Origin of the sequence: Listeria weihenstephanensis (assembly GCF_003534205.1) — a bacterium.
In the GTDB taxonomy this organism is placed as follows: Bacteria; Bacillota; Bacilli; order Lactobacillales; family Listeriaceae; genus Listeria_A; species Listeria_A weihenstephanensis.
This window is the reverse complement of the sequence record NZ_CP011102.1, coordinates 2933743-2944861: the sequence shown is the minus strand read 5'-3', so window position 1 is coordinate 2944861 and position 11119 is coordinate 2933743. Positions and strand designations below refer to the sequence as shown.

General features: G+C 41.3%; 12 protein-coding genes. 10 read left to right on the top strand and 2 right to left on the bottom strand.

What is annotated here, in order from left to right:
• Window positions 1-59: 59 nt before the first annotated feature.
• The 4 genes from UE46_RS14215 to UE46_RS14200 all read left to right on the top strand — a co-directional run bounded on the left by UE46_RS14215 (window position 60) and on the right by UE46_RS14200 (window position 3127).
• Complete coding sequence (locus UE46_RS14215; protein ID WP_036061183.1) at window positions 60-329, top strand: ACT domain-containing protein; 270 nt, start codon at window positions 60-62, stop codon at window positions 327-329.
• 12 nt (window positions 330-341) lie between these two features.
• Window positions 342-1697 (top strand): PFL family protein, encoded by a 1356-nt coding sequence (locus UE46_RS14210; protein ID WP_036061184.1) that lies wholly within the window; start codon window positions 342-344, stop codon window positions 1695-1697.
• Window positions 1698-2306: 609 nt separating this feature from the next.
• Window positions 2307-2762 carry a MarR family winged helix-turn-helix transcriptional regulator gene (locus UE46_RS14205; RefSeq protein ID WP_051492943.1) on the top strand — a complete coding sequence of 152 codons (456 nt, stop codon included), beginning with the start codon at window positions 2307-2309 and terminating at the stop codon, window positions 2760-2762.
• Complete coding sequence (locus UE46_RS14200) at window positions 2762-3127, top strand: DUF1304 domain-containing protein (protein ID WP_036061186.1); 366 nt, start codon at window positions 2762-2764, stop codon at window positions 3125-3127. Before UE46_RS14205 ends, UE46_RS14200 begins: the two co-directional genes overlap by 1 nt.
• A 24-nt stretch (window positions 3128-3151) precedes the next feature.
• On the opposite strand, the gene UE46_RS14195 is transcribed toward UE46_RS14200, so the two are convergent.
• Window positions 3152-4123 carry a LacI family DNA-binding transcriptional regulator gene (locus UE46_RS14195; RefSeq protein ID WP_036061187.1) on the bottom strand — a complete coding sequence of 324 codons (972 nt, stop codon included), beginning with the start codon at window positions 4121-4123 and terminating at the stop codon, window positions 3152-3154.
• 159 nt (window positions 4124-4282) lie between these two features.
• Here UE46_RS14195 and UE46_RS14190 point away from each other — a divergent pair, with 159 nt between their 5' ends.
• The 6 genes from UE46_RS14190 to UE46_RS14165 all read left to right on the top strand — a co-directional run bounded on the left by UE46_RS14190 (window position 4283) and on the right by UE46_RS14165 (window position 10739).
• Window positions 4283-5617, top strand: a complete 1335-nt coding sequence (locus UE46_RS14190; protein ID WP_036061188.1) for a 6-phospho-beta-glucosidase — start codon at window positions 4283-4285, stop codon at window positions 5615-5617.
• A gap of 499 nt (window positions 5618-6116) precedes the next feature.
• Complete coding sequence (locus UE46_RS14185; protein ID WP_036061189.1) at window positions 6117-7478, top strand: PTS sugar transporter subunit IIC; 1362 nt, start codon at window positions 6117-6119, stop codon at window positions 7476-7478.
• Window positions 7479-7812: 334 nt separating this feature from the next.
• On the top strand, window positions 7813-8013 hold the full coding sequence (locus UE46_RS14180) for a hypothetical protein (RefSeq protein ID WP_233230945.1): 201 nt from the start codon (window positions 7813-7815) through the stop codon (window positions 8011-8013).
• A complete protein-coding gene (locus UE46_RS14175) occupies window positions 8013-8192 on the top strand; it encodes a DUF3188 domain-containing protein (protein ID WP_241433220.1) in 180 nt (59 codons plus the stop codon). The genes UE46_RS14180 and UE46_RS14175 overlap by 1 nt, the downstream gene beginning before the upstream one ends.
• Before the next feature lie 15 nt (window positions 8193-8207).
• Window positions 8208-8636, top strand: a complete 429-nt coding sequence (locus tag UE46_RS14170; protein WP_036061192.1) for a DUF3284 domain-containing protein — start codon at window positions 8208-8210, stop codon at window positions 8634-8636.
• 213 nt (window positions 8637-8849) lie between these two features.
• Window positions 8850-10739 carry an LTA synthase family protein gene (locus tag UE46_RS14165; protein WP_118907726.1) on the top strand — a complete coding sequence of 630 codons (1890 nt, stop codon included), beginning with the start codon at window positions 8850-8852 and terminating at the stop codon, window positions 10737-10739.
• Between the two features lie 89 nt (window positions 10740-10828).
• Here UE46_RS14165 and UE46_RS14160 read toward each other — a convergent pair whose 3' ends face one another.
• A complete protein-coding gene (locus tag UE46_RS14160; protein WP_036061193.1) occupies window positions 10829-11029 on the bottom strand; it encodes a cold-shock protein in 201 nt (66 codons plus the stop codon).
• Between the last annotated feature and the right edge of the window lie 90 nt (window positions 11030-11119).

Here is an 11119-nt window from a genome sequence, read left to right as displayed (position 1 = left end):
AAATTCAGCGTAATAAGAAGTATAATAGAATCTATCAACTTAAAAGGAGCTGGATTCATTTGAAAGCAATTTTAACAGTTATTGGGAAAGATAACGTTGGGATTATCGCCGGCGTCAGTAATGAACTGAGCGAACTCGAAATCAATATTTTAGACGTATCACAAACGATTATGGATGGCTATTTCACCATGATGATGATGCTTGACCTCAACACGACCACAAAGGCTTTTGACGAGATAAAAGAACAGCTTTCGAAAAAAGGAGCAGATCTAGAAGTCAAAGTCAGCATTCAACGCGAAGAAATTTTTAATTCGATGCATAAATTATAAGGAGGTGCGGATATGGAAACGAAACAAATCCTAGAAACAATTCGAATGATTGAAGAAGAAAAACTAGATATTAGAACGATTACGATGGGTATATCCCTTCTTGATTGCATCGATAGTGATGGCGAGAAGGCACGCGCAAAAATATACAAAAAAATTACTACATATGCAGAAAAACTAGTCGAAACGGGCGAACAAATTGAATCAGAATTCGGAATACCAATTATTAATAAGCGAATTTCCGTGACGCCAATCGCGATCATTGCAGGAGCTTCCGCAGATAAAGATTACGTTGCCTTCGCAAAAACGCTAGATGAATCCGCTGAAAAAGTAGGTGTCAATTTTATCGGAGGATTTTCGGCTCTAGTTGAAAAAGGATACACAAAGGGCGACGCGATTTTAATTAATTCGATCCCAGAGGCGCTAGCACAAACAGAACGAGTATGCGGTTCCGTCAATATCGGCTCCACACGAACAGGAATCAACATGGATGCTGTTCGCGATATGGGTGAAGTCATCAAGAAAACTGCAGAACTGACGGCTGACACACAAGGGCTAGGCTGTGCCAAATTGGTTGTATTCGCGAATGCTGTAGAAGATAATCCGTTCATGGCAGGCGCTTTTCATGGAGTGGGCGAGGCAGATTGCGTTATTAATGTCGGCGTTAGTGGACCAGGCGTAGTCAAACGAGCCATCGAAAAAGTAAAAGGCGAGAGTTTTGATAAAGTTGCTGAAATGGTAAAACAAACCGCATTTAAAATCACACGAATGGGCGAACTCGTTGGGCAAGAAGCATCGAAACGTCTAGGTGTACCTTTTGGAATTGTCGACCTTTCACTTGCACCAACCCCATCAGTCGGAGATTCCGTTGCACATGTTTTAGAAGAAATGGGCCTTGAAACCGTTGGAACACACGGAACAACAGCCGCACTCGCACTTCTAAACGATGCCGTGAAAAAAGGAGGCGTCATGGCTTGCGGTCACGTCGGCGGATTAAGTGGCGCTTTCATCCCAGTTTCCGAGGATATAGGCATGATCGAAGCTGTGAATAACGGTTCGCTGAATCTAGAAAAACTAGAAGCAATGACTGCGATTTGCTCCGTAGGACTTGATATGATCGCGATACCAGGCGATACCCCAGCAACGACTATTGCAGCAATGATCGCTGATGAGGCGGCAATTGGCGTTATCAACAATAAAACGACAGCCGTACGCTTAATTCCAGCAAAAGGTACTAAAGTTGGAGATATGGTCGAGTTTGGCGGTCTTCTTGGAACTGCCCCAGTAATGAGAGTAAATAAAAATTCATCCGCAGAATTCATTGCTCGAGGTGGCCGGATTCCTGCCCCGATTCACTCTTTCAAAAACTGAGCGTTTCGAGCGAAGCGAGGAACGCTCATTGTTGGAGTTGTTCGAAATGAAATGAGTTACAACAACAATATGCAGATGTACAGAGTGAATCTGCCATCCTTAAAGCCTGTGCTCCGGCGTTCTTCCTCGCAAGTGAGCTACGCATAACTTCTTACATGGTCGGAGATAAGACTTCCTCCCTGTTTTCAGTCAACGTACAAATCGTACGCTCCACTCCGGTGCTCGGCTTTGCCTAGCATCTAAGCATTCCTCGCTTCGCTCTGGTTTGGCAGTGTATTCGAAGAATACTGGTTGTTCATAAGATCAAGGACTAAAAGATTAGATTCTATCTATAGTAAGTTCGTTATGTAGAGGCATTCCTCACCTCACTCTGGTTTGGCAGTGTATTCGAAGAATACTGGTTGTTCATAAGATCAAGGACTAAAAGATTAGATTCTATCTATAGTAAGTTCGTTATGTAGAGGCATTCCTCACCTCGCTCTAGTTTGGTAGTGCATCCATGAATACCGGTGCTTTTAGAATAATAAAATCAAAAAGGTTGCATTTCGTCCATTATTAGTTCATAATAGAACTATCCTAAACGGAACTAAAATAAAAGGGAGTGTTTTTTTGTCGAATTTAAAGCAAGCTGGAGATGTTATCAAGGCAGTAGTAAGTATCAATAATACGCTTGTGCAGATCACCAGAAAATATGAAACGGAGCTTGGCTTGACATTTTTACAGTTGGCGATCGTGAATACTATCAGTTTCCATCAAGGCGGGACGCTCAAGCAAGTATCAGAACAACTATCGTTATCAAAAAGCACAGCAAGTACCCAAGTGGATCAGCTCGTTACAAAAGGCATGATTCGCCGAGAAAATTCTAAAACAGATCGCAGGGAAACGCTGCTTAGCTTAACCGAACAAGGCACCGAGGCCGCGAAAAAAAGTATCATGATATTACCATTTTATCAAGCCACCACAGAACAACTCGCAACAAAAGACCCCGAGGACGTCCAAACCCTCATCGATACGCTCGAACAATTATTAGAACAACTACAAGACCTAAAAGGAGAGAACAAATAATGACCATTTTAACTACTATTTTCATTCTAATCGTGGCGGTACTTCATTTTTATATTATGTATTTCGAAATGTTTGCTTTCACGAAACCAAGAGCATTAAAAACATTCAATATGACAAAGGAAAAAGCAGAGAACGGTAAGGAACTTGCGGCGAATCAAGGTTTATACAACGGCTTTATGGCGGCGGGGCTCGTATGGAGTGTCTTATACCCAGATGCGACAATCGGTCTGCAAATCGCCCTTTTCTTCCTAGTCTGTATCGTTATTGCAGCCATTTACGGAGCAGTTACCGCGTCCAAACGAATCTTATTTGCACAAGGAATGCCTGCAATCATTGCTTTAATTTTCGTAATTATTAGTTTATAAATGAAACAAAAACGACATGAAATCTCATGTCGTTTTTCGTGCTACCAATCGAAATTCCAGCTCCTGCAAAGGCTCGTCCTTATCATCCAGCTTATTCGAAATAATCCGAAATGCATTCTCGGCCTGCAGATCAATCGGATAATGAATCGTCGTCATATCAAACAACCGCGCCACATTATTCGTATCATCAAAGCCAACGACCGCCACATCCTCAGGAACACGAATTCCAATCCGCCGCGCCTCCGCAATGAATCCCGACGCCAAATAATCCGTCGGACACAAAATCGCATCCGCCTTCACATCCTGCGCCAACCACCAATGCGCAATCTCCTCCCCATGCGTAATCCGCCCCTTATTATAAAAATGTTCCATCTCATTCGAATCAAGCCCATACTTCTCACAAAAATCAGCAAAAGCCCGCATCCGACCACGCGTATTTTTCCCAGACATCCGACCATAAATATTCACAATCCGGCGATACCCTTTCGCATATAAATGTTCCAAACCAAGCATATAACCATCATACTGATTCATAAAAACAGAGTCCACCTTCGCAAGCTCTACACGTTCCCAGGTTACAATTGGTCCATACTTCGCATAACTCTCAATCAAATCCCAAGGACTCGATCGTATCACAAAAACCAGCGCATCTAACTGCTTATGCCGCAACATCTCCAAAGCCTCAAGTTCTCGCGCCTTATCCCCATTTGTCACAAAAATCGTCGTATTATATCCTTCACTTTGCGCCGCCAGCGAGAAGCTACGCAAAAAAACACCCATCGAACTATCAAACGCTATCGCCACAATCCCGATCATCATTGTCTTCCCACTTTTTAAAGAAACCGCATTGCGATTTGGAGCATAATCAACCTGATCTACAATTTTCTGCACACGAGCCCGCGTTTCATCACTCACATAACCACGCCCACTCACAACCCGAGAAACAGTCGCCGCAGAAACCCCAGCCAATTTTGCGATATCCTGAATATTTGCCATCCAATCCAACTCCTCACATTCCACTCTAGTATACATCAATTGTTAGCCTAATCAAAAAGTTTTCAAATAACCCTTGACCTGTAATGCATTACATAAACTACAATGAAGATGAGCAGAAATAAGAAACCGCTTTACAAAAATTCTTGGAGGTATGTAAAAATGAAAAAAGGCGTAAAAATCGTTACCATTGGTGGAGGATCAAGCTATACTCCAGAACTAGTAGAAGGATTTATTAAACGTTTTGATGAATTACCAATCAGAGAATTATGGCTGGTCGATATTGAAGCAGGCCGTGAAAAATTAGAGATCGTTGGCGCGATGGCAAAACGTATGGTGGCAGCAGCTGGAATTGACTGCGAGGTACACCTAACACTCGATCGCCGCGAAGCCCTAAAAGATGCCGATTTCGTAACAACACAATTCCGCGTTGGACTACTTGACGCACGTATTAAAGATGAAAGCATTCCATTAAGCCACGGTATCATCGGCCAGGAAACAAACGGAGCAGGAGGCATGTTCAAAGCATTCCGTACGATTCCAGTTATCCTAAGCATCGTAGAAGATATGAAAGAACTATGTCCAAACGCGTGGCTTATCAACTTCACCAACCCAGCAGGAATGGTGACAGAAGCCGTTCTTCGCTACGGAAAATGGGAAAAAGTCATCGGTCTATGTAACGTTCCAATCGGCGCTATCAAAAGTGCATCCGACGTCCTCAAAAAACCAGAAGAAGACCTATTCTTCAAATTTGCAGGAATCAACCACTTACACTGGCACCGCATTTTCGATAAAGACGGCACCGAGCTAACAGAACAAGTTATCGACGGCCTATACGCACCAGACGCCAACCCAGAAAAAGTCGTAGAAAACATCAAAAACATGCGTTTCCTATATGAACAAGTTCGCAATCTAAAAATGTTGCCATGTCCATACCACCGTTACTACTACATGACAGATGACATGCTAAAAGAAGAACTAGAAGCGTTCCAAACAGAAGGAAGTCGTGGTCAAGTTGTAAAACGCTTAGAAGAAAGCCTATTCGAACTTTACAAAGACCCAAATCTAGACCACAAACCAGAAGAATTATCCAAACGCGGTGGCGCTCACTACAGCGATGCAGCCTGCGAAATTATCAATTCTATCTATAATAACAAAGGCACGATGATGGTTGTATCCACACGTAATAACGGAGCAATCGACGACGTTCCTTACGATAGCGCAATCGAAATCACAAGTGTTATCCGCGCACACGGAGCAGAGCCAGTCAACTTCGGCAAATTCCCACCAGCACAACGCGGTTTACTCCAAGTGATGAAAGCAATGGAAGAACTAACAATCGAAGCAGCCGTTACAGGCAGTTACGATACAGCACTCCAAGCCTTCACGTTAAACCCACTAGTTCCAAGTGGCGACATTGCCCAAACAGTTTTAGACGAATTACTAGAAGCACACAAAGAACATTTACCACAATTCTTCACAAAAGTAGAAGCATAAAATATAAAGTAGAAGCACACAGATCTCAGATTTGTGTGCTTTTCATGTAAAAAAGTTTTAGTAACGTAGCTAGATTGTGAAATAAAATTGCTAAATAGAATAATACGTAAAAAGTTAAAAGTCTATACATACCAAGTGTGTACGGCGTTTTTTTGGTTTACACGGATCAATGCTATGTGTGTAAACGCTTCCTATTCACAAATAAACCGTGTGATATGAAGCGCTTCCAGTATGTTTTATTGCTTTTCAAAAGTTGGCACGCTTTTTGCATTATAGTTTAGTGAATCCATAAAACCTTAATCCGAAAACGAGAGGAGGACATCCCTAGCAATTCATAGGCGGAATGGAGGTTGTTCGCATTCAAAACCTTAAGAACGAGACATAATCAAGTAAACTCCATCCAAAAGAACAAAGCAAAAAAGGGTATTTATCAGTTCAAGGAGTTTATTTCGACGAATGCCAATAAACCATAAATAGCTTCAAAATAGGGAGGATAATTATGAACGGACTAACTAATTTTTTAGAAAAGTATTTCGTACCAGTTGCAGCTAAAATCGGCTCGCAAAAACATTTAGTCGCGTTACGTGATGCATTCATTTCAACAATGCCTATCACAATGGCCGGCTCAATCGCAGTTCTTTTAAATGCATTTTTCAGGGATTTCCCAACGTCATGGGGTTGGACAGGATTTGTCGAAGCCATGCAACCACTTATCGGAGTGAATGGATATGTTTGGGCAGCGACTCTTGCAATCGTTTCCTTAGTATTCTCAGTCTCACTGGGTTATAACTTATCGAAAGTGTATGAAGTTGACCGCTTAGCCGGTGCACTTGTTTCACTTGCCGCATTCGTTATGAACTTGTCTCAAACAGTAGCTGTTGATCCAATTAAAAACGCGATCTTAGCAGCTAATCCAAAAGCAGACGTATCAGCAATTCAACCAGTTTGGGGATTCCTTGATCTCAATCAAGTGAACGGTACTGGTTTGTTTACAGCCATGTTATTCGGTTTTATTTCTACTATTATCTACGCAAAATTAATGCGTGCCAACATCACTATCAAAATGCCAGACTCTGTACCGCCAGCAGTAAGTAAAGCGTTCGCAGCGATTATTCCTGCATTAGTAGCCCTTTACATCTGTGCGATCATCGACTGGTCATTCGTTAAAATTACAGGTCTTGATGTTATCACTTGGATCTCCAAAACAATTCAAGAACCATTACTTGCCCTATCACAAGGTTATGGCGCTGTCTTGTTAGTAACGTTCCTTGTTCAACTACTTTGGTTCTTCGGTATTCACGGACCAAACGTACTAGCTCCAGTTCTAGAATCACTTTGGGGTACAGCACAACTTAACAACATCAACGAAGCAGCAAAAGGCATTTCAGGTTCCGATCTTCCATACCAATGGGTTCGTGGTTCCTTCGATGCATACGTATGGATGGGTGGATCAGGTGGTACATTAGTACTTATCATTGCTCTACTTATGTTCTCCAAACGAGCGGACTCCAGAACAGTTGCAAAACTGTCACTCGGGCCTGGTATATTCAATATCAACGAACCGATCATGTTCGGTTTGCCAATCGTATTAAACTCGATCTACCTAATTCCATTTATCGTTGCACCAATGGTAATGGTAACAGTAGCTTACTTTGCAACAACATTAGGACTAGTTGCACCAGTTAAAATAGCCGTGGTATGGGTAATGCCACCGCTCATAAATTCATTCCTGGCAACCGGGGGAGACTGGATGGCGCCTGTCATATCGCTCATAAATATGGTGATCGCCTTCATAATCTGGGTACCATTTGTTATCACAGCGAACAAGGTTGGTGTACCAGAAGAAGAAATGAAAGCCTAATGTCTCTCAGCGGAACGAAAAACGCTCATCTTCGTCGTTAAAAGTTCCGTTCCGATGCTCTCGTACAAGTCGTACGTTCCGCTTCGGTACTCACTTTTGCCTAGAATCTAAGCATTTGTCGTCCCGCTGAGGTTTGGAGGCACGAAGTGGCTTTGTTTAGAACTAAATCAAATCTTTAAAGATTAATTTTTAGTCTGATACCATCCGTTTTGGTGGTGTCAGACCATTATGTGCCAGTCGTGTTTAGAAGATTCTTTACACTCCACACACCGAAAAGTATAATGAAGGTAATACGTAGAAGGAGGTAATGAAAATGATCGTAATTAGTAGTCCTATGAAACGAGATTTTTTTGTAGAAACGTTAGAGAATTATAATGAAAATGGTGTCACTTTTAAAAAGGTGGACGAAAAAGGGATTAAACTATACTTCGAAACTACTGCGGAAGATGAAGAAGCTGCGGTTAGAATCGCGAAGGATGTTATGAAAGCAACGGATATTGGCGCTGTTCTCTACTTCCAGGTTACTGTGGAGTAATGATGAAAAGTGCATCAAACGGACTATTTATAATGAGCCTTGGTTTAATTATTATCGTGTTCAGTCCTTCCATGGGCGGTAACTCGACTAATTTGCCAATGATGTTTACTGGAATCTTAGTGGTTGTTTTAGGAGCCTTAATGGTTTTCCTAAAAAAGAAAAAAGACAAGAATTCATAAAAGGGAGATGGCGTTGTGAACGTTTCCAAGAAATTATACATTTCGCAAAAAGAATGTTTTCATACCATTGCAAAGTCGGTTATCTATGATGTTAAACAGTCCACAGGTAAAAATCTGCCGATGCAAAAGTTAAAAGGACTGAAGTATCGTCGGAAAATGTCCAATGGAGCTGCAGCAGAGACTCTAATTACAGAGTTTCAATTCCCAAATATATATCAATTCGAAACAACAAGTCGTGTAAACCTTCATCGAACAACGTATACAGTCACTGAAATTAGTGATCATGTTTGTGAAGTCACATATAAAGAAGAAGTAGAAGCCGAAAAGTGGTTGCAGAAAATGAACAATATGTTGGTAGGTACCATTTTCGCATTTTTGAGGAAAAAAAGGGTAACACGTTTGTTAAAAGCCATGGAAGATTCCGTGATTACAGCAAGCAAATAAAAGGGGATCATAAGGCGGTATTACCCCAATAATTGTGGTATCCCAAGTACCATCAATAAGAAATATCGCTTTTTGATATAGTTGCAGTAGCAGTGAGGCATGTCTCACTGCTTTTGCTCATGGAGTTTGTACTCTATTTTTCACTATAGTATAATGTCTAGGAAAGATAGAATAGAAAACAAAGCTTTTAGGCTACAGAGGAGAATTTAAAATATGACGGCACCAGAAAATAAGAAACAACTAAAGCATCCATACTTAGTTAGATCGCTCAGAACACTTGGATTTGGGCTTATTCTATCAGTTATCTTGCATATTTTACTCGATGCATCACTCAGTGGCTTTAACATACCAGCTACATATGAAATGATCAAAACATACCCGATCCCGTTCTTACTCGGAATCTTAGTCCTATTGCTAGTATATTTGTTCTTAATCTCGCTGATCGGAAATATCTGGGCAAGCAGCACCATTTTCGTCGGAACATCCATTGTCGTCGCCTTTGCGAACAATCAGAAATTCTTAGAACGAGGCGAACCATTATACCCGCAAGAGTTCGAAATGATCACACAATGGCGTTTCATGCTTTCTATGCTCTCGACTTGGCTCGTTATCCTACTATTCATTGGCATTGCAGTCATCATCGCTATTGCCTGGATACTGGACCGCTACTCCCGTAAAATTTCAGCCAAATACTACGGACGTGATTTCAAGTATTGGGATCGTAAGACACTTATTATAAGAGCGGTAGGCCTCGTATTTAGCGGCGTTTTACTATTCTCGCTTACTAACTTCCAAAGCTCAGATAACTGGCTGAGAAAGGCATACAATATCGATGCGCAGTGGAAAGACGTGGATCCCAAAGAGAGTTACCAACAATATGGTTTTGTAGGTGGTCTAATTTACAGCGCGACCGCAAACATCATGGATAAACCAGTGAATTACACCGAATCACACATACAAGAAATCACTAAAAAATATAGCAAACTCGCAGACCAAATCAATGCGACCCGCCAAAACAAACCGATGGATGATGTGAATGTTGTCTACGTTATGAGCGAAAGTTTCAGCGACCCAACACGATTAAACGGTGTAACAACCTCATCCGACCCAATGCCCGAAACCCGCAAAATTATGGAGAAATACCCATCTGGATATAGCCTATCACAAGGATACGGCGGCGGTACGGCAAATATTGAATTCGAAGCGTTAACTGGCCTATCTATGTATAACATCAATCCGCAGATCACGTCACCATACCAAATGTTTCTATACCAAAAAGAAAATTTTCCATCTTTAGTAAGCTCACTTGAACAAAGCAATTACGAAACAATTGCGATTCATCCGTTTAAGCCATCTTTTTACCGACGTACGGACGTATACAATGCGCTCAACTTTAACAAATTTATCAGCAGGGACGAAATGAAGCATACGGATTCCATTGACGACAGCGAATATATATCCGATGCATCAGCCTTTCAAGAAACTCTAGACCAACTGAAAGCGAACAAAACATCAACCTTCATTCATCTCGTAACGATGCAAAATCATATGACCTATTGGGACAAATATATCAATACAATCGGAGTAGAAGGCGTGCCAGAAAAAGATAAGCAGACTGTCGAAACATATCTCCAAGGAGTCAAATACTCTGACGATGCACTAAAAGATTTCGTAACAGAGCTCGATAATATGAAAGAAAAAACGATGGTTGTTTTCTGGGGAGATCACTTACCAAGCGTGTTCCCAGAAGAAATAGTCAATCAAAATACAGAGCGTACGATGCATGAAACACCAATGTTTATGTACGCCAACTTCGATTTACCGAAAGAAGACTACGGCACAATTAGCCCAATCTATTTCGCTCCAAAAATGCTTGAATTAACTGGTAGCAAAGTTTCACCGTACTATGCATTACTTACTGAAATGAGCAAAGAAGTACAAGGCCTCGAAAAAAACGTGCTCATAAATGCTAATAACAAAACAATCATTGCAGATCAATTATCCAAAAAAGCAAAAGAGTACCTAGAAGACTACAAGTTAATAGAATACGATCTAGTAGCCGGAAAAGGATACTCAAAACCAACATTATTCAAAAATAAATAGACAAAGAGGTGAGCCTGTCACAGGCTCACCTCTTTGTCTGGGTATAAAAAAAGAGACTCACAAAAGTGAGTCTCTTTCATCAGCTAAAATTACGCTTTTTCAACGTTAGCAGCTTGAGGTCCACGTTGACCTTCTTCTACGTCAAAAGTAACTTTTTGGCCTTCGTCTAAAGATTTGAAGCCTTCACCTTGGATAGCGCTGAAATGTACGAATACATCGTCACCGTTTTCGCGTTCGATAAAACCAAAACCTTTTTCGCCGTTAAACCATTTTACTGTACCTGTTTCCATATCTAAATTCCTCCTCGTGCACACTGGCACATAATATTACTATTCCTGCTTAGCGGTACGAAGTGGAAAGTTATTCACTAATCATTTCTT

Coding starts and splice junctions, on each gene's coding strand:
- UE46_RS14210 (WP_036061184.1), top strand. CDS start 342: ATGGAAACGAAACAAATCCTAGAAACAATTCGAATGATTGAAGAAGAA.
- UE46_RS14200 (WP_036061186.1), top strand. CDS start 2,762: ATGACCATTTTAACTACTATTTTCATTCTAATCGTGGCGGTACTTCAT.
- UE46_RS14195 (WP_036061187.1), bottom strand. CDS start 4,123: ATGGCAAATATTCAGGATATCGCAAAATTGGCTGGGGTTTCTGCGGCG.
- UE46_RS14190 (WP_036061188.1), top strand. CDS start 4,283: ATGAAAAAAGGCGTAAAAATCGTTACCATTGGTGGAGGATCAAGCTAT.
- UE46_RS14185 (WP_036061189.1), top strand. CDS start 6,117: ATGAACGGACTAACTAATTTTTTAGAAAAGTATTTCGTACCAGTTGCA.
- UE46_RS14180 (WP_233230945.1), top strand. CDS start 7,813: ATGAAACGAGATTTTTTTGTAGAAACGTTAGAGAATTATAATGAAAAT.
- UE46_RS14175 (WP_241433220.1), top strand. CDS start 8,013: ATGATGAAAAGTGCATCAAACGGACTATTTATAATGAGCCTTGGTTTA.
- UE46_RS14165 (WP_118907726.1), top strand. CDS start 8,850: ATGACGGCACCAGAAAATAAGAAACAACTAAAGCATCCATACTTAGTT.
- UE46_RS14160 (WP_036061193.1), bottom strand. CDS start 11,029: ATGGAAACAGGTACAGTAAAATGGTTTAACGGCGAAAAAGGTTTTGGT.